This is a genomic window from Pectobacterium brasiliense (assembly GCF_016950255.1).
Lineage (GTDB): Bacteria > Pseudomonadota > Gammaproteobacteria > Enterobacterales > Enterobacteriaceae > Pectobacterium > Pectobacterium brasiliense.
This window is the reverse complement of sequence record NZ_JACGFN010000001.1, coordinates 1904067-1925746: the sequence shown is the minus strand read 5'-3', so window position 1 is coordinate 1925746 and position 21680 is coordinate 1904067. Positions and strand designations below refer to the sequence as shown.

The following is a 21680-nucleotide window of genomic DNA, read 5'->3' as shown; positions in this document are numbered from 1 at the left end:
GTTTTTTTCTCACATTCGCGTGTGTCTGTAAGGGCGCGTTCGTTGTGAAGATGAGGCTTTTATCTATATTTGTTGTATCAGTTTGTGTTTATTTCTATTAGCGAAAATCGTGGGTGTTAAACGAAGCGTGTTGCCAGAAAAGTGATAACAAAGTGTGATGATTCATCATATTTTCTTATGCGTTGTACTGGCAATACTGGGCGTGGATTTTGAATAGCTGCCATCTGGCGTAACGCTGGACATGAGAATTATTCTTGATATCACGGTCATCCCCATTACACTGCGGGCGATTGTTTTCATCAGAGAGACCAGGTTGTTATGGAGTTGCTCCGCATTGTTTACCAGCAGTACCGTTGGCCATTTCTGGCCGTTATCCTGTTAAGTTTGTTGAGTGCCGCGCTGGGCATTGGGCTTATTGCCTTTATCAACCTGCAATTGATTGAAACGGTCAATCAGTCGTTGAGCGTATTGCCGCAATTTCTGGGTTTGCTGCTGCTCTTGATGGGCGTCACGCTGGTGTCGCAATTGGCGCTGACCACGCTGGGGCACCATTTTGTTTACCGCCTGCGTGGGCAATTTATCAAGCGTATTCTGGACACTAACATTGCCCGTATCGAACAGATCGGCAGTGCGCAGCTGCTTGCCAGCCTGTCCAGCGATATTCGCAATATCACAATTGCGTTTGTGCGTCTGCCGGAGCTGATTCAGGGCATTGTGCTTACCATCGGCTCGGCCGCTTATCTGGCCTGGCTCTCCCCTAAGATGCTGGTGGTGACGTCCGTTTGGATTGCGATAACGCTCTGGGGCGGCTTTATGCTGGTTTCCCGCGTATATCGCCACCTTACCCAGGTGCGGGAAGCGGAAGATCGTCTCCAGAAAGATTACGAAACCGTGATTAACGGGCGTAAAGAACTGATGCTCAACCGTGAACGGGCACAGAAGCTGTATGAAGATATTTATCAGGCCAATGCGCAGGATTACCGCCAGAACGTGATTCGTGCCGACACCTTCCACCTCAGCGCGGTGAACTGGTCGAACATTATGATGCTGGGCGTGATTGGCGCAGTCTTTTTCATGGCAAACAACCTCGGCTGGGCGGATACCAACGTGGCGGCGACGTACTCACTGACGCTGCTGTTTTTACGCACGCCAATGCTACAGGCCGTTGGCGCACTGCCGACGCTGCTGAGTGCGCAAGTCGCGTTTAATAAGTTGAAACGTTTCGATTTGGCAGATTATCAGGAACCGTTCTCCGCTGCGGTTGCCCCTGCCGACTGGCACACGCTGGAACTGCGTGATGTGGTGTTTCGCTATGACGATTCCGGCTTTGAAGTCGGGCCGATCAATCTGGTGATAAAACGTGGTGAACTGGTATTTCTGATTGGCGGGAACGGGAGTGGAAAATCGACGCTGGCGATGCTGCTGACGGGGCTCTATATCCCGGTTTCCGGCTCGCTGCTGCTGGATAACCGCCCCGTTACGGCGGAAACGCGCGAGGATTACCAAAAGCTATTTTCTGCCATCTTTACTGATTTCCACCTGTTCGGACAGATGATGGGGCCGCACGGAACGGAGCCGGATACGGCGCTGGTCGATAGCTGGCTGGATCGCCTGAACATGCGGCATAAGCTGACGCTGGAGAATCATCAGGTGATGAACTTACAGCTTTCTCAAGGGCAGCGTAAGCGCGTGGCGCTGCTGCTGGCCGTCGCCGAACAGCGGGACATCCTGCTGCTGGATGAATGGGCGGCCGATCAGGATCCGCAATTCCGCCGCGTGTTCTACCTTGAGCTGTTACCGCAGTTGCGCGCATTGGGGAAAACGATTGTGGCGATCAGCCATGACGATCACTACTTTGAACATGCCGATCGCCTGCTGGAAATGCATCAGGGAACACTGTCAGAACTGACGGGCGACGCGCGTGAACAGGCCTCGCAGGATGCCGTGGCGCAGATTAGCCGGTAACGTAAATCAGCGCGGCGGAATGCCGCGCTGTGAGGGATCACACATCATTAACGTGAAGTCTGACAGGCATATATTAATTCGTTGAATTCTGGGGCAGAATAAGCGCCAATGTTGGCAGGCTGCTAACAGAGTGGACGTTTTTTACTTACAGATCAGGCACCTGACGTATCTGGTCTGCCACTTAACTCAATAAGTTGGTATATGTTATGAAAAGGATGTTTAACGCATTATTCGTTGTTGTTTTTGTTTGTTTTTCGTCTCTGGCAAATGCGGCAGAAAACCTACCTAACATTGTCATTCTGGCAACGGGCGGGACGATTGCCGGTTCCGCTGCGGCCAATACGCAAACCACGGGGTATAAAGCGGGTGCGCTGGGCGTAGAGACGCTGATTCAAGCGGTGCCAGAGCTGAAAACGCTTGCCAATATTTCCGGTGAGCAGGTTGCCAGCATCGGCAGTGAAAATATGACCAGCGATGTTCTGCTGAAGCTGAGCAAGCGCGTGAACGAGCTGCTGGCTCGCAGCGATGTTGATGGCGTGGTGATTACACACGGTACGGATACACTCGACGAATCGCCTTACTTCCTTAACCTGACGGTGAAGAGTGACAAACCGGTGGTCTTTGCCGCCGCGATGCGTCCGGCAACGGCAATCAGTGCCGACGGCCCGATGAACCTGTACGGTGCGGTAAAAGTGGCAGCGGATAAAAACTCTCGCGGTCGCGGCGTGCTCGTCGTGCTGAACGACCGTATTGGCTCTGCTCGTTTCATCAGCAAAACCAACGCTTCTACGCTGGATACCTTTAAAGCGCCGGAAGAAGGCTATCTGGGCGTGATTATCGGTGACAAAGTTTACTACCAGACGCGTCTGGATAAAGTTCACACCACGCGTTCCGTATTTGACGTGACCAACATCGATAAACTGCCAGCCGTTGACATTATTTATGGCTATCAGGACGATCCAGAATACATGTATGACGCGGCCATCAAACACGGCGTAAAAGGCATTGTGTATGCGGGTATGGGCGCAGGTAGCGTATCTAAACGCGGCGATGCAGGTATCCGTAAAGCGGAAAGCAAAGGCGTTGTTGTTGTACGCTCCAGCCGTACCGGCAGCGGCATCGTACCACCGGATGCGGGTCAGCCGGGTCTGGTTGCTGATTCTCTGAGCCCAGCTAAATCACGCATTCTGCTGATGCTGGCGCTGACGAAAACGACGAATCCTGCGGTGATTCAGGATTATTTCCACGCATATTAATCGGCCGATCGATTTTTAGTGTGATAGCCCCGTCTTTAAACGCGGGGCTTTTTATTTCCTGTCATTCGATTTTGACTTTTAGTTATTCAACTTTTCGTTTCCACTGAGAAGTCACTTCCCTCTCTGTTGATTTTATCGGTATGATTCAACCCACGACAAAGCAGGTAATCACCCCTATTTATCTTTGATACCCGAAATAATTCGAGTGGCGGGACGGCCTACGCGCGTCCAGCTTGAAGTATGGCGGAGCGGGTGAATTAAAGAAGAAGGATACGTCATTATATGACACACCCCATTTTTATGGTTGGTGCCAGAGGCTGTGGGAAGACCACTGTTGGGCATCAACTGGCGCAGGCGTTAGGATATGACTTTGTCGATACCGACCTGTTTATGCAGCAGACCACCAATATGACGGTGGCTGATGTGGTTGCGCAGGAAGGATGGCATGGGTTCCGCCAGCGTGAAAGTCTGGCACTTCAGCAGGTGACGTCCAACCGCTGCATCATCGCGACAGGCGGCGGTATGGTGCTGGCGGAAGCCAATCGGCGCTTTATGCATGATAAAGGCACCGTCATTTATCTCCATGCGGATGCCGAACTGCTGGCCCAGCGGCTGGAAGAAAACCCGCAGGATAACCAGCGGCCGACGCTGACCGGTCGTCCTATCGCCGAGGAAATGGCTGATGTACTGGCCGCGCGCGAGGCGCTGTATCGCGGTGTCGCGCACCACGTCATCGATGCCTCACAAACGCCAGAAGCGATTGTGGCAAGCGTGTTGAAGGTACTGCGCCCGTCGGCAGCATAGGAAGGTGGAGCGGACACTGGCAAAATAATCACCAGTCAGTGTTACCGAACACCAACTTTCAATGAATAGATCGTGACAGTGGCTCGACTCTCCTTTTAAGATGAATTTCCTGAATTTTTTCGATGATAGGTGCCGCGCTATGCTGAATGTAAATGAGTATTTTGCAGGGAAGGTCAAATCAATCGGTTTTGAAGGCGACAGCATTGGCCGCGCCAGTGTCGGCGTCATGGATGCGGGTGAATACACCTTTGGAACCGGGCAGCCGGAAGAAATGACGGTGATCACCGGCGCATTGAAAGTACTGCTGCCAGGCGCACCGGATTGGCAGGTTTTCACACCGGGAGAAACATTTTTCGTTCCGGGAAAAAGTGAGTTCAACTTACAGGTGGTCGAGCCTACCTCTTATCTGTGTAAGTACCTGTAATTTCTATTCTCTCTCTGTAGAGTAGAGCATTCTCGCCGCGTTATTTACGACATAACGCGGCGTTTTATTATGGTAGTCCTGCCTCATTCCCCTTGTTCCCTCCAACGCGGTTAGCGCCTTTCTCTGCCATTCTTCCCCTGATGGTAATAAATAATGCTGCAAAAATGTTAAGTAGCTCAAGTAATGAACGCAAAGGTATTTAAAAGGTATTATTAATTGGTATTTTAAAGGTGTACCTTACTCAGTCATGAAGGATGTAAATATGAAAACTACAGCAAAGCTGTCGTTCATGATGTTCGTTGAATGGTTTATCTGGGGAGCCTGGTTCGTTCCGCTTTGGCTGTATCTGAGCAAAAGCGGATTTACGGCGGGTGAAATCGGCTGGTCGTATGCCTGTACCGCAATTGCCGCGATTTTATCGCCGATTCTGGTGGGATCGCTCACCGATCGCTTCTTTGCCGCGCAAAAGGTGCTGGCAGTACTGATGTTCGCCGGAGCGATACTGATGTACCTGGCGGCGCAGCAAACGGAATTTATGTATTTCTTCCCGCTGCTGTTGGCCTATTCGTTGACCTACATGCCGACTATCGCACTGACTAACAGTATCGCTTTCTCGCATGTGGCCGATGTAGAACGGGATTTTCCTCGCATCCGGGTATTGGGAACCATTGGCTGGATCGCTTCCGGGATCGTCTGCGGCTTTCTGCCGACATGGCTTGGATTTAGCGATATTTCGCCCACCAATATTCCGCTGCTGATTACGGCTGCCAGCTCCGCGTTGCTCGGCTTCTTTGCGTTTTTCCTGCCCAATACGCCACCAAAAAGCACAGGCAAGATGGATGTTAAAGTCATGCTGGGGCTGGACGCGATTGTGTTGCTGAAAGACAAAAACTTTCTGGTGTTTTTTGTCTGCTCCTTCTTATTCGCGATGCCGCTGGCGTTTTATTACATTTTTGCCACAGGCTTCCTCACCGAAGTCGGCATGAAAAATGCCACTGGCTGGATGACGCTGGGCCAGTTCTCTGAAATTTTCTTTATGCTGGCGCTGCCGTTTTTCACCAAGCGTTTTGGTATTAAAAAGGTATTGTTGCTGGGGCTAATTACGGCGGCTATCCGCTATGTCTTCTTCGTCTACGGCGACGCTTACCACTACTTTACATATGCACTGCTGTTCCTCGGCATTCTGCTGCACGGCGTGAGTTACGATTTTTACTATGTGACCGCCTATATCTACGTTGATAAAAAAGCGCCGGTGCATATGCGTACGGCCGCGCAGGGGTTGATTACGCTCTGTTGTCAGGGCTTCGGCAGCCTGTTGGGATATCGTCTGGGTGGCGTGATGATGGAGAAACTTTTCGCCCACGGTGAACCGGTGAACGGCCTGACCTTTAACTGGACCGGCATGTGGCTGTTTGGTGCGGTGATGATCGCGATTATTGCGCTGATCTTTATCCTATTTTTCCGTGAATCGGATAAGACGATCTCGACCATTGATGTAGACGGTGCAAAAAACAAGCATTTCAGTACAGAGGAAAGCAAATGAAACAAGAACGTATTCTCGGTGCCTTATACGGCCAGGCTTTAGGGGATGCGATGGGCATGCCATCGGAACTGTGGCCCCGAACGCGCGTGAAAGCGCATTTTGGCTGGATTGATCGCTTTTTACCCGGCCCGGCGGAGAATAATGCAGCGTGCTATTTTGGCCGTGGCGAGTTTACGGATGATACCTCGATGGCGCTGAGTCTGGTCGACGCCATCATTGAATGTGATGGCGACATCAATGCTGATGCGATTGGCCGCCACATCCTGAAATGGGCGGAATCGTTCGATGCATTTAATAAGAATGTACTCGGCCCGACCTCTAAAATTGCGTTGAAGGCGATTCGACAGGGCACTCCGGTCAGCGAACTGGAAAATAATGGCGTCACGAACGGCGCGGCGATGCGGGCGTCTCCGCTAGGCTGCCTGCTGCCTGCACACGATCTTGATGAATTTATCGATCAGGTGGCGCTGGCATCCAGTCCGACGCATAAATCCGATTTGGCAATTGCGGGAGCGGTCGTCGTTGCCTGGGCTATTTCCCGGGCGATCGACGGTGCCAGCTGGCAGGAGATTGTCGATGCGTTGCCGTCTGTGGCGCGCCACGCGCAGGAAAAGCGTATCACGACGTTTAGCGCCTCCCTTGCCGCGCGTCTGGAGCTGGCGCTGAGTATCGTGCGCGGTGCAAACGGTACGGAAAGTGCCAGCGAGCAGCTTTATCAACTGATTGGTGCGGGAACGAGCACCATTGAATCCGTTGCTACCGCCATCGCAATGGTGGAACTGGCACAGACCGATCCAAATCGCTGTGCGATTCTGTGCGCCAACCTCGGCGGGGATACCGACACTATAGGGGCGATGGCGACCGCAATATGCGGTGCGCTGCACGGGGTCACGGCGATTGATGCCGCGTTGAAGCAGGAGCTGGATGACATTAACCAGCTTGATTTTTGCCGTTATGCCAGCCTGCTCCAGCAATATCGCTCAGCACGGGAGGTGTGATGAAGGCCAGCGAACTTGCCGCAAAACTGGATGGGCTAACGACACGTCAACCGCTGACCATCATCGGGGCGGCGGTGATTGACGTGATTGCCGATGCTTACGCCCTGCCGTATCGCGGGTGTGATATCGAACTGAAGCAGCAAAGTGTGAATATTGGCGGCTGTGCCTTGAACATTGCCATCGCGCTTAAACGCCTTGGGATAGCCGCACAAAACGCTTTGCCCGTCGGGCAGGGCGTGTGGGCGGATATCATTCGTCATAGTCTGGAAAAGCAGAATATCACCACGGTGGTACAAACCGATTCGGGAGACAACGGCTGGTGTCTGGCGCTGGTTGAACCGGACGGTGAACGGACTTTTATGTCCTTCAGTGGGGTCGAGAACCAGTGGAGTGATAGTTGGCTGGCGTCGTTATCCGTCGTATCGGGGAGTTTGGTCTACCTTTCTGGCTATCAACTGGCGGCACCGTGCGGTGAACGTCTGGTGAGCTGGCTGGAAAATTTACATAACGTCACGCCATTCATCGATTTTGGCCCACGTATTGCCGATATACCGGCAAGCCTGATGGCTCGCATTATGGCGCTTCACCCTGTGGTTTCCCTTAATCGTCAGGAAGCGGATGTCGCGGCGGATCTGCTCGGCGTGTCGGCTGATGTACAAACGCTGGGGCGAGCCTGGCAGGAAGCATTCCGTGCACCGGTGATTATTCGTCAAGACAAAGCGGGAGCGTGGTATTTCGATGCGGCTTCTGAGGGCATCGTTGCCCCGTTCCCTGCAACAGTGGTGGATACTATCGGGGCGGGGGACAGCCACGCCGGCGGGACGCTGGCTGGTCTGGCCGCAGGGTGGTCGCTGGCTGAGGCTGTCACGTTGGGGAACGCCGTTGCGGCGTATGTCGTGAGTCACCGCGGCGGAGACTGTGCGCCGACGCTGGCTGAACTGCGTGCGCGGTTACTCCTCACAGACGAAAACGTATAGATCGCTGCGACAATAGCTGATGCTGTACTCAATGGGCCGGTTCTGTGGGTCGAGCGCAATTTGCTTGATGACCAGAACCGGTACTTTATTATCAAGCTGGATGTGTGACTGAAACTCGGCATCGGGCATACGGGCGCTGACGCGGCTGCGGGTACGCTGCGGATTAATGTTCTGGCTACGAAAATAGTCATAAAGCGAGACGCCGATATCGTCAGCGTCAGCGATCAAATCAACAGGAACATACGATTCTTCAATCGAAACGGCGTCCTCATCCACATAGCGAATACGTTTTAACAGAAAAACGGGAGTGTCTGGCGCAATAGCCAACTGCTCGGCCACTTCCTTGCTGCTTTTTACGATCTGTTTGTTCACCCACAGCGTATTGGGCTTTTTGCCCCGCAGCACGACTTGCTGTGAAAATCCACGCGCCTCTTTCAACGAATATTCGAAAATATTATTGATTTGTGTACCGTAGCCGCGTACGCGGGTCACCACGCCTTCTTCTTCCAACGTCTGCATCGCTTTGCGCACGGTAATGCGTGACACGCCAGCCAACTGGCTCAGGTCACGCTCTCCCGGCAGAATATTGCCATGTTCCAATGTGCCGCTGCGCACTGCATTTTTTACCGTTTCGGCAAATTTTAGGTAGAGTGGGGTATTGTCTGTTGCCGCAAAGCGCTGCGTAAGCTGTTCTATTAACCGAGTATGCGCGTGTTCCATTCTTCTCTGATCCTGATCGGCCTGCGTAGAGGTAATAATACCATTGGTCTTATTACCTCTATACTGGAAATGGTAATCGCGGCGTTGCCACACAAAATAATCTATAACTGATAATTTTTAGCATGTTTGTCTATCACGAAAACGTCATCTCTTCTTTTAACATTCATCATTAATTCCATATATGAGTTATTTTATTTAAATGGTGTTTATTAATTAATAGTGTAAAAATATGTTCTATTTATTAGGAATAATCCCATGATTGTTAAAATACAACATATTACGGCATTCACCGATAATATTATGTTATGGGTGTGAATAAGTTTTTTATTCTTTTTATTTTCTTTATTTTGGCTTGTTATGTTGGTTTGTTGGTTGGAATTCCATTTGATGTCTTTTTTTGTATAAGGGCTTGGTTGAACGTAGTAATTATTCCGCTGAGTTTTAAGATAAATGGCGGCTGTGGAATGTGATCGCATTCAAGTTTTATTTTGCTGTGCCGTTATGGATAGTATAACTATTCTATGCGAAGAGTATTTTATGCTGAAAACGACTCGTTCCCGCATCCTTGCGGCCTGTTCAACAATTGTTGTACTTTCACTTATTATCAATACCTTTCTTAATTACACCATCGCCAATAACGCTAATAAGGCATCGATCCAGAATACGCTGAATGCGGTAGCCACTAGCCATAGTATTGCTATTAGCGACTGGGTTGCTTCTAAAACGCTGATGATCTCTGCGTTGCACGACCGTGTCATAACCGATGAAGATCCGATTCCGCTGTTTAAACAGATTGCGGCATCCGGCGGACTCCTGAATGTGTACATGGGGTATGCCAATGGCACGGCCAAGTTTGCCGATTCTGGCGGTATTCCACCCGATTACAACCCTACTGTCCGGCCCTGGTATCAGCAGGCGGTGAAAGAGGGCAAACCGCTAGTGACTGCACCCTACGTTGATGCGGTGACGAATACGCTGGTGGTTTCTTTCGTTACTTCCGTGGTGGAAGGCGGAAAGGTCAGAGGCGTAGTCGGTAGCGACGTCACGATGAAAAGCGTGATTGAAAACGTCAAAGCGATTAATCCAGCCAAAGATAGCTTCGGTGTTCTCATCGAGCGCAGCGGTCTGATCATCGCTCACCCGGATGAAAAACTGACGCTGAAAAATATCACCGATATTGCCCCTGGGATTGATCTGAAAGACATTCTTTCAGCCGATAGCGCTCGTGATGTGGATTTTTCTGGCTCGACAAAGCTCGTGGTGGCAAAACCGATTGCTGGCACAAACTGGTTCATGCTGGTGGCGTTGGATAAAGCCGAAGCGACAGCGGGCATGCGTTCTCTGCTGTCTACCTCTGTCATCACGCTAGTCGTTATCGCGCTGCTGGGTACGCTGGTGATTGGTTTCATCATTGCGTCTGCGCTCAAGCGTCTGCTGCAAATTCGCGACGCAATGGATGATATCAGCAACGGTAATAACGATCTGACCCAGCGTCTGCCGGACGAAGGGCATGATGAAGTGGCGCAAATTGCCCGCTCGTTTAATATCTTTGTCGACAAGATCAGTCAGGTCATGATGCAGATTCGCGATATCAGCGCATCGCTTCAGGTGGCGGCGGATGAAATCTCGGCAGGGAACAACGATCTTTCTGCGCGTACTGAATCTGCGGCATCAAGTATTCAGCAAACCGCAGCCTCGCTGGAAGAAATTTCTGCGGCGGTCACACAGTCGGCAGGTTCTGCACAGCAGGTTAACGCGAAAGCACTGCTGCTGTCGAAAGATGCGGGTACGGGCGGAAAAGTGGTGTCCGATGTGATTGTCACGATGGAAGAGATCGTGGTCGCGTCTGGCAAAATCGGCGATATCATCGGCGTGATCGATGGCATTGCATTTCAGACCAACATTCTGGCGCTTAACGCCGCAGTAGAAGCAGCACGTGCGGGTGAACAGGGCCGTGGTTTCGCCGTGGTTGCCGGTGAAGTTCGTAGTCTGGCACAGCGCAGCGCGCAGGCTGCAAAAGAAATTAAAGAGCTGATTGAATCGACGGTTTCTAGCGTGACGTCTGGCTCTGTGCAGGTTCGTCAGGCTAGCGACACGATGAATGAAATTGTCGGCGGCGTCTCTACGGTGAGTTCGGTGATGTCTGAAATCACGCATGCGGCAGATGAGCAAATGCGTGGCATCAACGAGATCAACAAAGCGGTCGCGCAGTTGGATTCGATGGTGCAGCAAAACGCCGCGCTGGTGCAGGAATCTGCTGCTGCGTCGGGGGCGTTGCAGTCACAGGCTGAAGAACTGAACGCCGTTGTCGGGGCATTCCGGGTCTAACGGGTTCAGGCACTAAAGAGGTATTGCCCGCCGAACATTGGCGGGCAATCACCGACTCCATTAACGATCGACTGTACTAAAAATCGACAGCATTAACGTTGGGCTTCTCCGCCCAGTGCTTCAATCAGATTCGCAATCAATGCCGCCAGCTCGCTGGTCATCAAAATAAAATCGGCATCAAACCGCTGAGCAAAATCTTCCCGATCGATATCGTCGTTTTGTTCCCGCAGCGTATCAGAGAACTTCAAGCGTTTTACCGAACCGTCCTCGGACAAGACCAACTGAATCCGTTCCTGCCAGTCCAGCGCCAGCTTGGTGACCAGTTTGCCTGCTTCAATGTGTACGGCGATTTCATCGCAGACCAAATCCTGTTTTTTACAGCGGATAACGCCGCCATCTTCCAGAATGGCTTTCAGCTCTGCTTCATCCTGTAGCGCGAAACCTGCCGCCGGCTCACCGGAGCGAACCCACTCGGTCAGCGTCAGCTCGATAGGGTTTTCCATCGTCAGCGGCACAACGGGCAGCGAGCCCAGCGTTTTACGCAGCAGCGCCAGCGTATCTTCCGCTTTTTTGGCGCTGGCGGCATCGACCATAATCAGGCCGTTAACCGTATCGATCCACAGCCAAACCTGACTGAAACGGCTGAATGCACGCGGCAGCAGGCTATGCAGCACTTCATCTTTCAGCGAGTCTTTTTCAGTTTTTTTCAGCTTGCGGTGCTGCTCCGCTTCCAAACGTTCAATCTTGGCCTGAAGAGTTTGTTTGATGACCGGGGACGGCAGGATTTTTTCTTCTTTGCGGGTGCAGATAACGATTTGCCCATTAACGACGTGCGTTAAGGCATCGCTATGGGAGCCCATCGGCGATACCCAACCCGTTTTCATCATATCCTGACTGCCGCACGGGGTGAACGCGAAAGCGCTGAGCCGTTTTTCCAGTTCGTCCGCAGACAAAACGTTATCTTTGGACAGCACGCTGTCCCGGCTTAGGCGGTAAATCATTAAGTTCTTAAACCACAACATGGTGTTATCCCTGACTGGGCGCGCAGGTTTGCACGCGGGTTTGTAATGTTGCGCGCATGATAACGAATTCGAGGCGGTTATGTGGAATAAAATACCGGGATTCGGAGGAATACCTATCACGCTTTGAATGGCAGCTGATTGGTTTCTCTGGTTATACCCGTCATACTTCAACTGCATGTGCGTTGGCGGCACGACTCGAATGATTTAGGGTACTTATCCATATAAGAACGTTTTCAGGTCGGTGGTAAATTGCCTCGGGCCTATTTACAACACGCGGGGAGACATCATGAGAATCGGTATCGATCTAGGCGGGACGAAAACGGAAGTCATTGCGCTGGATGACGAAGGGCAGGAACGTTTTCGGCAGCGTATGCCGACGCCAAGAAATGACTACCCGGAAACGCTGCGGACTATCGTCACGCTGGTGGAGATGGCTGAAAAAGCGACTGGCTCTCGCGGCAGCGTCGGCGTGGGGATCCCCGGTACGCTGTCGCCGTTTACCGGTAAGGTAAAAAATGCCAACTCCACCTGGCTCAACGGTCAGGCGCTGGATCTTGATCTTGCCACGCTGCTGAATCGGCCCGTGCGGGTTGCCAATGACGCAAACTGTTTCGCGGTTTCAGAGGCCGTTGACGGTGCCGGGGCTGGGAAGCAGACCGTCTTTGCCGTCATCATCGGAACCGGCTGCGGGTCGGGTATTGCGCTGAACGGTCAGGCGCACGTCGGCGGCAACGGTATTGCGGGCGAGTGGGGACATAATCCGCTGCCCTGGATGGATGACGATGAGCTGCGCTATCGGCAGACGGTTCCCTGCTACTGCGGTAAGTCTGGCTGTATTGAAACGTTTATCTCCGGCACCGGATTTGCCGTGGATTACCAGCGCCTGAGCGGCCAGCCGCACAAGGGTGAGGCAGTTATTTCCTTAGCGGAGCAGGGCGATCCCATTGCAGAACTGGCGTTACAGCGCTATGAACATCGTCTGGCAAAATCGCTGGCGCACGTGATTAACCTGCTCGACCCTGATGTCGTGGTGCTGGGGGGCGGAATGAGCAACGTTGCTCGCCTCTATCAGACCGTGCCGGAAAAAATTAAACCGTGGATCTTCGGCGGTGAGTGCGAAACGCCCGTGCTTCAGGCCATACACGGCGACTCCAGCGGGGTACGCGGAGCCGCCTGGCTCTGGCCGAAGACGAAGTAATTGCAGATCGAATGATGGCTACACGGCGTACTGCGGCGCCAGTCGGCTAACGCCCAGCCCGTTAATTTTCTGCACTTTGATCTGTACCGGAATACGCTCTTTCATGGCTTCGACATGGCTAATGACGCCGATGGTTTTACCGGAGGCGTTCAGGTTATCAAGGGCATCCAGCGCGATATCCAGCGTCTCGGCATCCAGCGTGCCGAAGCCTTCATCCAGAAACAGAGAGTCGATGCTGGCTTTGTGGCTGACCAAATCGGATAGCGCCAGCGCCAGCGACAAACTCACTAAGAAGCTCTCGCCGCCGGACAGCGTACGCGTATCACGCTCGGCGTCCGCTTGCCAGGTATCCATCACCAGCAGTTCCAGATCGTCACCGGGTTTCCGTTTCAGCATATAGCGCCCGTGCAGGCGAGAAAGCTGGAGATTGGCGAGATAAACCAGATGATCCAACGTTAACCCCTGAGCAAACTTACGGAATTTATGCCCGTTTTGTGAGCCGATGAGCGTATTAAGACAGCTCCAGTCGTCATACATTTGCTGACTTTGGGCGATCTCATTGAGCAAATCCTGCTGATTCTGGCGCTGTTGTTTATCGTCAGCCAACTGACGCTGGAACTCGCCTTGCTGCCGCAGGTTGGTTTTCAGCGTTTCATCCAGCGCTGTCAACTGCTGCTGTATCGCTTCTTGTGTGGCGTCTTCCGTCAGGGAAGCGGGGCGCTTTTGTTGATGGGCGAGCAGCTCCCGTTCAGCCTGCTGGTGAAGTGCCGCCGCCTGCTGCAAACGCTGATACAGTTCTTCCTTCCACGTCTGCAACGTCTGGCGTTCCTGTTCATCAAGCAGCGCATTGAGGAATGTGGTTTCATCGGCGAAAGTGCTTTGCTGCAACGCCTGAGTAAAGCGTTCGGTCGCACTCTCATGCTGGCGTGTGCTCTGTTCATACTGCTGTTGCGTGCTAGCCAGCTCTCCCGTCAGACGGCTTAACGTCGTTTCGGTTTGCTGACGAGCTGACAGGGCTAGTCTGAGTGCATCGTCGTACTGCTGGCTGGTCCGCTGTAGCTGTTCGCGCACGGTAGCGATCTGTCTATCCCCAAACAACGCCAGCCGCTCTTGTTGGCTCGCGTTGAGCAACGTAAGGTGCTGTTCCAAGTGCTGTTGCTGCGTTTGGAACTGCTGTTTTGCCTCTGTCACGCTACGATTCAGATGCTGAAGATCGCTTTCCAGCGTGGCTAATAGAGGAATTAAGCGAGATTGCTCCTGCTCTTTGGTTTTCCAGTCTTGCCACTCGTTCTCGCGTTGAGCCAGCCAGTCATTCTGGGCATCTGTTTCCGGCAGAGGAAGGTTTAAGGTTGCCAGCGTCTGTGTGATTTCCTGAGTGTGCTGCGTGATCTGCTGGTGCACGTTTTGCAGCGATTGATCGATTTCTTGCTGCGTAACGTTTAGCGAGGTTTGCTGCTGGGTATTCAGCGCGATTTTCTGATCGAGTTCCCGCTGCAATGCCTCTGCGGCAGTCAGTAAATCCTTACTTTCCTGCCACTGTTTTTGCAATTGCTCACGTGCGGCAATCTGCTGTCGAATAGCCTGTTCTTCAGCTTCATTTTGCGCAAGCCAGGCTGCGACTTCATCTGGCTGTTCCAACGTGTAGTTAACTTGTAAGCGCTCACTGACATCTTGCCACTGTTGCAGCAGGGCGTGATGTTCGCTATCGAGCTGATCGATCTCCTGTTGCAGCTGTTCCCGCTGTTGCGTTAGCGAGACCAACTGTGCAGTCGTATTCGCCAGCGCTGTCGTTAACTGGTTCACGTCCTGCTGTAGCGCCGTCAGGCGCTGTTGGGTTTCAGACGGTTGCAGCGCCTGATAGCGTTCGATAGCGGGATGCTCAGTTGAACCACATAGCGGGCACGCTTCTCCAGCCTGTAGCCGCTGGCGTTCGGCTTCCAGCTTAACGATACGCTCTGCCTGCCGATGCACCGTTTCCAGATCGACCAGATGCTCGCTGCGCTGTTCATGCTCAGACTGCTGCTGTTTCCGTAATATTTCTGACTGGCTGATATGCCCTCGTACCTCATCCTGTTTGGCGACGTACTGTTGCTTGCGAACATGCAGACGCTGGAACTGGTCGCTGATTGTCGCGAGCCGTTGGCGTTCAGCACGTTGGTCAATACGTTGATTAAACTGCTGTTGCAGGGCGGAAAGCGGCTGGTGTGCTTCCTGCTGTTGCCGTGTCTCATCGTGTCGCATGAACTGCTGACGGACTGCATCAACGACCGTTTGTTGTTCACGCAGCTGTGCCGTCAGGGTTACCGTCTCTTGCTGTAGCACTGCCGATTGTGCAGTATGTTGCGTCTGTTTTTGCTTTAGCTTCTCTTGCTCGTCCTGAAGCTGGCGCAGTTGGCGAAACTGGGTGCGCCACAGAGGAAGTTGTTCTCCCCACTGCTGATGATGTGCGTGTTGCTGGCGGTAAGACTGGATCTGTTCAAGCTGCTGTTTAGCCTGTTGCTGTTCCGCCGCCGTCTGGGTTTGTTTGCTTTCATCGGCGTGCAGACGAGCCTGCGTTTTTGCCAGTTCGTCCTGTTGCTGCGCTTTTTGCTGCTCCAACGTGGCAATGCGATGGTCAAGTGGCACAACCTGTTCGTTGATCACCTGCTCTTGCTGCTGCCGTACCCGTTTGTGCTCACTAACATCCAGTTCTGCTTTTTCTTCCTGCTGGCGTAGCGCGGTTAACGTCACCTGTTCGGCGGCCTGCTTCCCGGTCAGTTGTTCAATACGCTGTGCCAGCGTGAGAGATTCCTGTCGATAGCGCTCTCGTTCCTGATGTAGCGGCCTCAGTTTTTCTGCCGGTTCGCTGTGAGTTAACCTGTCTAGCTGCGGTTTAGCCTGCTGAATGGCGGATTCGGCGCTCGCATGTTGCGCCTGCGTATTGGTTTTCTGCGTGTGCTGCTGCGTCAGTTGCTCAAACCAGCGCAGCGTAGTCAGCGCTTGCTCACGTTCGACGTTGCCCCGTTGCTCTTGCTGGAGCAGCTCTGCAAGCTGTTCTTCCACCTGCTGACGCTGTTCGTCGGTTAAAAGTTGAATGCCTGATGCGCGTGCCTGTAACGTGCTCAGTGCGACGTTTGCCTGCTTGTGTCTGTCATAGACGCGTTCGGAAATCAGGCCGTAAATGTCCGTTCCAGTTAGCTCTTCCAGTAGTTCTGCCCGATCGTCTGATTTGGCGTTGAGGAAGGCGGCAAACTGGCCCTGAGACAGCATCATGGATCGTGTGAAGCGGCCGAAATCCAGTCCGGTGAGCTGCGTGATCATCTCTTTCTTATCATTGAGCTTTTCACACAGAATCTTGCCGTCTTCAATGAGGGCGAGTTCGGCCTTGGGAGACTGCAAATTGCCGTCTGGGGCGTTTCTTGCCCGACGCTGGCTCCAGAAAGCGCGATATCCGACACCTTTCACCTCAAACTCGACTTCGGCAAGGCACTCTGCGGTGTTACGCGTCATCAGGTCATTCTGGCTGGCGGAAAGCAGGCCAAGCCGTGGTGTTTCGTGGTACAGCGCCAGACAGATCGCATCCAGCAGCGTGGTTTTCCCCGCGCCGGTCGGGCCGGTAATGGCAAATAAGCCGTTGCTGGAAAATGGCTCCTGCGTGAAGTCGATCTTCCATTCGCCTTTCAACGCATTAAGGTTTTTTAAGCGCAGACTGAGAATCTTCATTTGGCCGTCTCGCTATTGTCCAGTTCATCAATAACCTGATTAAACAGCGTGCGAACACGCTGTTGGCGGCTGTCTTCCATGTCTGTCTCCGTTGCCAGACGACGTTCAAAAACGTCATGTACGCTCAGTTCGTTCAGCGTTTCCTTGTCCTGTCGAGTAATCGCCTGCAGGTGCTGTTCACGCGTGCGGCGCAGTAACAGCACCTCCACGGGCAGGTTCTCGGTCATCGTCTGAATGCGTTTTTGCATGTCGCTCAGATAATCCTGCGTGTTGATCTCGATATCCAACCACACGGGCTTATCGCCCTGATAACTCTTGAAGGTGGCCAGCTGTTGTTCAATGTCGCTCAGGCTACCTTTAATCAGCTGCATCGGCTGAGTCATGGGAATCGACAGGATGTCTATCTGCGGAGGCGTTTGCGGTGACGCATCAGGTGCAAAACTCACCAGACAGACGGATTTCTCGCTGTTTAGCTCATCAAAACTCAACGGAATGGGCGAACCGCTGTAGCGAATGTGCTCGCTTTGGGTCACGCGCTGCGGGCGGTGAATGTGTCCGAGCGCGATATAATCCGCAGGGGGAAAAGCCTGTGCAGGAAAGGCATCGAGCGTACCAATATAGATATCGCGTACGGATTCTGAGGCGGTTGCGCCAATCGTCGTCAGGTGCCCAGTTGCGATAATCGGCAGCGGCAGGCCAAGTTCGTCGCGTTTTTGACAAGCCAGTTGGTAACACTGCTGGTAGTGCGCGGTAATCGCTTCCTGTAGCGCTAGCTGTTTTTCATCCCCGGATTGCCCGGCTTTGCTGGTCAACACATCACGCGGACGTAAAAACGGAATCGCGCAGAGCAGGGCTCCGGGCTGCTGCTGACGGTTTTCCAGCACGAGCACCTGTTGGGCTGGATCGTCGCAGGCGCAGGCAATCACCCGCGTGTTCAGGCAGGCCAGCAGCTCGCAAGATTCATTTAGCATCGAGACAGAATCGTGGTTGCCGCCGAGAACGATGAGCTGGCAGCCTGTGCGCTGTAGTGCGACCACGAAGCTATAATACATTTCTCGCGCATAGCTGGGGGGCGAACCGTTATCAAAAATATCGCCAGCAACGATAATGGCGTCGACCTGATGGTGTTCCACCTGAACAATAAGCCAGTTCAGAAAAGCCTGATGCTCAGCAGCGCGGCTTTTGGTATAAAAATATTGTCCTAAATGCCAATCGGCCGTGTGGATAATGCGCATCGTGTTCTCTCGATATTCATGCCGCGTGGCGGTGGATGACGTTGTCATTATTTATTATGTGAAAGGGTGTGTCGTCGCCATGGTGCTTTGTCGTCGTAATGCCATGATTATATATAGCAGGGATGGCGGCTGTCGCGGTGGAATCAGACGTTTGGAAAGCGGCTCGAAAAATCGGATGTACGCGCTGTAACAATCGTGCAGAGAGGTCCGTGCGTTTTTCATAAATCTGTCATAAAACTGACGCATAATGCCTCCGCCTGCTAACAGCGACGATGATTAACGACAGGATTAACAATGGCAAAACGCATATTAGTCGTGGAAGATGAAGCACCAATTCGTGAAATGGTCTGCTTTGTACTGGAACAAAATGGCTATCAACCCGTTGAAGCTGAAGACTATGACAGCGCGGTAACGCAATTGTCGGAGCCATTCCCGGAGCTGGTGTTATTAGACTGGATGCTGCCAGGCGGGTCGGGCCTGCAATTCATCAAGCATATGAAGCGCGAAGCGCTGACGCGTGATATTCCGGTGATGATGTTAACCGCGCGTGGCGAAGAAGAAGACCGCGTGCGCGGGCTTGAAGTAGGAGCGGATGATTACATTACCAAACCGTTTTCCCCCAAAGAGTTAGTGGCGCGTATCAAAGCCGTTATGCGCCGCATTTCACCGATGGCGGTGGAAGAAGTGATTGAAATGCGTGGCCTGAGCCTCGATCCTTCCTCACATCGCGTGACGACCGAAGAGCACGCGTTGGACATGGGGCCGACAGAGTTTAAACTGCTGCATTTCTTTATGACGCATCCTGAACGTGTTTATAGCCGGGAACAGTTGCTGAATCACGTTTGGGGCACTAACGTTTATGTTGAGGATCGTACTGTCGACGTCCATATTCGTCGCCTGCGTAAAGCGCTGGAAACCAGCGGACATGACAAAATGGTGCAAACCGTTCGGGGAACGGGCTACCGTTTTTCAACGCGTTACTGAGGTGATCGTAACCGGAGACACATTAACGTGCTAGAACGTTTATCCTGGAAAAGGCTGGCATTGGAGCTAGCTTTTTTTTGTTTGCCCGCTTTACTGCTGGGGCTGATTTTTGGCTATCTGCCCTGGTTTCTGCTGGTCGCCGTATTAGGCTTACTGTGCTGGAATTTTTATAACCAGCTAAAACTCTCTTATTGGCTGTGGGTTGACCGCAGCATGACGCCGCCGCCCGGCCGCTGGAGCTGGGAGCCGCTTTTTTACGGGCTCTATCAGATGCAGTTGCGTAATCGACGCCGACGTCGGGAACTGGCGCTCCTGATCAAGCGTTTTCGCAGCGGTGCCGAATCTTTGCCCGATGCCGTGGTGATCACCACCGAAGAAGGAACGATCTTCTGGTGTAATCATCTGGCGCAACACCTGCTGAATTTCCGCTGGCCGGAAGATAACGGTCAGAATATCCTCAACTTATTGCGCTATCCCGAATTCACGAATTACATGAAAGGACAAGATTTTAGCCGTCCTCTCACGCTGCAGTTGAATAATTCCCACCATGTTGAATTCCGCGTAATGCCCTATTCCGAAGGCCAGTTACTGATGGTGGTGCGTGATATTACGCAAATGCACCAGCTTGAAGGTGCCAGACGTAACTTTTTTGCCAACGTGAGCCATGAACTGCGTACGCCGCTGACGGTGTTGCAGGGCTATCTGGAAATGATGCAGGAAGAAACGCTGGATGCGGCGCTACGCGGAAAAGCGCTGAATACCATGCAGGAGCAGACCCGACGCATGGACGGGCTGGTCAAACAGCTGCTGACCCTGTCCCGTATTGAGGCGGCGACGGCAATCGACCTGAATGAAAAGGTCGATATTCCGTTGATGTTGCGCGTATTGCAGCGTGAAGCGCAGACGCTGAGTCAGGGACGTCATGAAATCGTCTTTCGTGTGAACGAAAGCCTCCGCGTGTTTGGTAATGAAGAACAGCTGCGCAGTGCGGTATCCAATCTGGTGTATAACGCGGTCAACCATACGCCAGCGGGAACGCGTATCGAAGTCTGCTGGCAGAAGATCCCACAGGGCGCGCAATTTCAGGTCAGCGATAACGGACCGGGCATTGCGGCCGAGCACTTGCCGCGCCTGACGGAACGCTTTTATCGGGTGGATAAGGCGCGTTCACGACAAACGGGCGGCAGCGGGCTGGGTCTGGCGATTGTGAAGCATGCGCTCAGTCATCATGATTCTCGTCTGGAGATCATGAGTGAGGATGGTCTGGGCTCACGTTTTGTCTTTACGTTGCCGAATCGGTTGATTGTCCCTGCCTCTCTGGCTGAAAATACGGTGAAACCTTCAGCCTGACGGAAGACGCTATCTATGACATCCGCCACTCGTATTGCGGGCGCTTTTTTACTGCTGCTCAGCGCGTTGTGCTCCGCACAGCCTCGTCAGATGCTGGCGGGTAACCTCTCCAGTGCGGGGTCGGATACGCTGGCTAACCTGATGGCCTTTTGGGCGGCGGATTTCAGCCAGCATTACCCGAACGTGAATTTACAGATTCAGGCCGCCGGTTCGTCCTCTGCGCCGACGTCTCTGGCATCCGGTGCCGCGCAGCTTGGGCCGATGAGCAGGGCGATGAAGGCCAGCGAAATTGAGGCGTTCGTCCAGCACTATGGCTATCCACCGTTGGCGGTGCCGGTGGCAATGGATGCGCTGGTTGTGTTGGTCAATCAGGATAACCCGCTACCCGGGCTGAACTTGTCGCAGCTGGACGCCATCTTTTCAATTACGCAGCGCTGCGGTAACCACCAGCCGATAAAACAGTGGGGCGATCTCGGCCTGCACGACAGCTGGGAAAAGCGCACGTTGCTGCGCTATGGACGAAACTCTGCGTCGGGAACCTATGGGTTCTTTAAGCAAAAGGCGCTATGCCGTGGCGATTTCCTTCCTCAGGTTAATGAGTTGCCGGGTTCAGCGTCTGTCGTACAAGCGGTTGCGGCGTCAACCGATGCCATCGGCTATGCCAGCGTGGGGTTTCGTACCAGCGGCGTGAGAATGCTGCCGCTAGCGGCACAAGGCACCGACTACATCTACCCCTCGACTGAAAATATCCGCAGCGGTTTGTATCCCTACACCCGCTATCTCTATATCTATGTAAACAAAGCGCCCAGCCAACCGCTGGAAGCGCTGACGGCGGCATTTTTAGATCGTGTGCTGTCCGAAACGGGGCAAGCGCTGGTGAATCAGGATGGCTATTTGCCACTGCCGGAAGAAACGCGTCGTCAGGCACGTCAGCTGATTGGCCTACCGCAATAGTTCCTCTTTCCACTACGAATTTGTGATGTTTTCACGTCACATGAATTTTCTTCATGTGACGTGAAAATTCTTCCATTGCCCTGTGATTCGTCACGTGACAGGATAGTTTTAAGTTTAGACGTCCAGATGGCTAAATAAGATTAAATGTAACTATCCCTCTGGGCAAATATTTCATATTGAAACTATCTGTCAGTACGCTTCTTTCCCGAAGATCGGTGCT

16 protein-coding genes are annotated in these 21680 nt (G+C 52.8%); 12 read left to right on the top strand and 4 right to left on the bottom strand.

Annotated elements, in window-relative coordinates; translation table 11 throughout:
• Positions 1 to 318 precede the first annotated feature (318 nt).
• From H4F65_RS08650 to H4F65_RS08620, 7 genes are all read left to right on the top strand, one after another.
• Positions 319 to 1965, top strand: coding sequence for a multidrug ABC transporter permease/ATP-binding protein (locus tag H4F65_RS08650; protein ID WP_010281769.1), 1647 nt, complete (start codon positions 319 to 321; stop codon positions 1963 to 1965).
• Positions 1966 to 2171: 206 nt separating this feature from the next.
• Positions 2172 to 3221, top strand: coding sequence for a type II asparaginase (locus H4F65_RS08645; protein ID WP_048256257.1), 1050 nt, complete (start codon positions 2172 to 2174; stop codon positions 3219 to 3221).
• 282 nt (positions 3222 to 3503) lie between these two features.
• The gene (gene aroL / locus H4F65_RS08640) at positions 3504 to 4025 is read left to right on the top strand and encodes a shikimate kinase AroL (protein WP_010281774.1); all 522 of its coding nucleotides are present in this window, start codon (positions 3504 to 3506) and stop codon (positions 4023 to 4025) included.
• A 139-nt stretch (positions 4026 to 4164) separates the two neighbouring features.
• Entirely contained in the window at positions 4165 to 4449 is a 285-nt protein-coding gene (gene ppnP, locus H4F65_RS08635) for a pyrimidine/purine nucleoside phosphorylase (RefSeq protein WP_005975968.1), read from the top strand.
• A gap of 262 nt (positions 4450 to 4711) precedes the next feature.
• Complete coding sequence (locus H4F65_RS08630; protein ID WP_010281779.1) at positions 4712 to 5992, top strand: nucleoside permease; 1281 nt, start codon at positions 4712 to 4714, stop codon at positions 5990 to 5992.
• On the top strand, positions 5989 to 6990 hold the full coding sequence (locus H4F65_RS08625; RefSeq protein ID WP_010281782.1) for an ADP-ribosylglycohydrolase family protein: 1002 nt from the start codon (positions 5989 to 5991) through the stop codon (positions 6988 to 6990). Before H4F65_RS08630 ends, H4F65_RS08625 begins: the two co-directional genes overlap by 4 nt.
• Positions 6990 to 7967: a PfkB family carbohydrate kinase gene (locus H4F65_RS08620; RefSeq protein WP_010281784.1), complete on the top strand. Its 978-nt coding sequence runs from the start codon at positions 6990 to 6992 to the stop codon at positions 7965 to 7967. The genes H4F65_RS08625 and H4F65_RS08620 overlap by 1 nt, the downstream gene beginning before the upstream one ends.
• Here H4F65_RS08620 and H4F65_RS08615 read toward each other — a convergent pair.
• Positions 7941 to 8687 carry a GntR family transcriptional regulator gene (locus tag H4F65_RS08615; RefSeq protein WP_010281787.1) on the bottom strand — a complete coding sequence of 249 codons (747 nt, stop codon included), beginning with the start codon at positions 8685 to 8687 and terminating at the stop codon, positions 7941 to 7943. The genes H4F65_RS08620 and H4F65_RS08615 overlap by 27 nt on opposite strands.
• Before the next feature lie 537 nt (positions 8688 to 9224).
• Between H4F65_RS08615 and H4F65_RS08610 the strand changes: the two genes are divergently transcribed.
• On the top strand, positions 9225 to 11015 hold the full coding sequence (locus tag H4F65_RS08610; protein ID WP_010281789.1) for a methyl-accepting chemotaxis protein: 1791 nt from the start codon (positions 9225 to 9227) through the stop codon (positions 11013 to 11015).
• A gap of 92 nt (positions 11016 to 11107) precedes the next feature.
• Here H4F65_RS08610 and rdgC read toward each other — a convergent pair whose 3' ends face one another.
• Positions 11108 to 12037 (bottom strand): recombination-associated protein RdgC, encoded by a 930-nt coding sequence (gene rdgC / locus H4F65_RS08605; protein ID WP_010281791.1) that lies wholly within the window; start codon positions 12035 to 12037, stop codon positions 11108 to 11110.
• Positions 12038 to 12323: 286 nt separating this feature from the next.
• Between rdgC and mak the strand changes: the two genes are divergently transcribed.
• Positions 12324 to 13235, top strand: a complete 912-nt coding sequence (gene mak / locus H4F65_RS08600; RefSeq protein WP_010281792.1) for a fructokinase — start codon at positions 12324 to 12326, stop codon at positions 13233 to 13235.
• An 18-nt stretch (positions 13236 to 13253) separates the two neighbouring features.
• Here the strand turns inward: mak and H4F65_RS08595 are convergent, their stop codons facing one another.
• Positions 13254 to 16937, bottom strand: coding sequence for an AAA family ATPase (locus H4F65_RS08595; protein WP_010281794.1), 3684 nt, complete (start codon positions 16935 to 16937; stop codon positions 13254 to 13256).
• Positions 16934 to 18172, bottom strand: a complete 1239-nt coding sequence (sbcD, locus tag H4F65_RS08590; RefSeq protein ID WP_010281798.1) for an exonuclease subunit SbcD — start codon at positions 18170 to 18172, stop codon at positions 16934 to 16936. The genes H4F65_RS08595 and sbcD overlap by 4 nt, the downstream gene beginning before the upstream one ends.
• Positions 18173 to 18466: 294 nt before the next feature.
• Here sbcD and phoB point away from each other — a divergent pair, with 294 nt between their 5' ends.
• Genes phoB through H4F65_RS08575 form a run of 3 tightly spaced genes read left to right on the top strand, consistent with a single transcriptional unit; the run spans position 18467 to position 21460 of the window.
• A complete protein-coding gene (phoB, locus tag H4F65_RS08585) occupies positions 18467 to 19156 on the top strand; it encodes a phosphate response regulator transcription factor PhoB (protein WP_005975981.1) in 690 nt (229 codons plus the stop codon).
• A 27-nt stretch (positions 19157 to 19183) separates the two neighbouring features.
• Entirely contained in the window at positions 19184 to 20506 is a 1323-nt protein-coding gene (gene phoR / locus H4F65_RS08580) for a phosphate regulon sensor histidine kinase PhoR (RefSeq protein ID WP_010281808.1), read from the top strand.
• Between the two features lie 15 nt (positions 20507 to 20521).
• The gene (locus H4F65_RS08575; RefSeq protein ID WP_010281811.1) at positions 20522 to 21460 is read left to right on the top strand and encodes a PstS family phosphate ABC transporter substrate-binding protein; all 939 of its coding nucleotides are present in this window, start codon (positions 20522 to 20524) and stop codon (positions 21458 to 21460) included.
• Positions 21461 to 21680: the final 220 nt, after the last annotated feature.